This window comes from Niabella terrae (assembly GCF_054783135.1).
This window is the reverse complement of sequence record NZ_BAAGRD010000023.1, coordinates 1-884: the sequence shown is the minus strand read 5'-3', so window position 1 is coordinate 884 and position 884 is coordinate 1. Positions and strand designations below refer to the sequence as shown.

The window sequence follows — 884 nt, the reverse complement described above, 5'->3', positions numbered from 1 at the left end:
CCTTTTTTGCATCTATGATCATCTTGGCGCTCAGCCCGATATTTTCCAGTCGCTGGGCTTCATCAATGACGACAACTTTATAGCTGCCGATATAGCGGTTGATAAAAGCCTGTGTGGGATTGCTCCAGGACAGTCGGGTTTCCGGGTCGTCTCCATTAATATAGAGATAATCACCCAGCGATTTGGCGATTTGGGTGAGTAGGGTGGTTTTACCAACCTGTCTCGGACCGAGTACAATGATGGCTTTTTTGTAATCCACCTTGCTTGTAAGTATATGTTCCAAAGACCTATTTATCATAGTTTGGAGATTATATTCCCCAAATATAGCATATTTAGGTGATTATAATCTTCGAAAATAGTGTTTTTACTGATTATTTCGGAATAATGATAGTTTTGGAATTGTCCGCTTGCTTTTAAAGCTCAAGCGGTAAGGAGAAGAAATTTACCTAATATTTGCAATACTGCCGACTGAACTGCGCCTAAAAAGGCCAGACAATTCCTGACGCTGAAGATTATCTCAAATATACATGAGATAGGCCGCTCACTATGGACAAATATTGAGAAAGGTTATTGGCCTGAAAAACGATGGATTAAAAGAAGTGCTGGGCATGTGGATAGCTGAAACAGAATCCGCTTCTTTCTGGATGAGTGTACTGACCGATCTGAAAGCCCGGGGTGTGGAAGACATCCTGATTGCCTGTACGGATAATCTCAAAGGATTTACAGATGCCATCAAAGGAGTGTTCCCTGATACGGCAACCCAGCTCTGTATAGTGCACCAGATCCGCAACTCGTGTAAATATGTGGTATGGAAAGACCGAAAGCTCTTCTGTGCCGATTTAAAGGAGGTTTACGGCGCTATAAATCGAGATGCGGCAGAAGCT

The 884-nt window shown here is 42.8% G+C and carries 1 protein-coding gene and 1 pseudogene; one reads left to right on the top strand and one right to left on the bottom strand.

What is annotated here, in order from left to right; translation table 11 throughout:
• A partial coding sequence (locus tag ACYVI9_RS15050) for an AAA family ATPase (protein WP_460765962.1) occupies positions 1-283 on the bottom strand: 283 nt, incomplete at its 3' end.
• A 265-nt stretch (positions 284-548) separates the two neighbouring features.
• Between ACYVI9_RS15050 and ACYVI9_RS15045 the strand changes: the two are divergent.
• Positions 549-884: pseudogene (locus ACYVI9_RS15045) on the top strand (transposase); the annotation flags it as partial.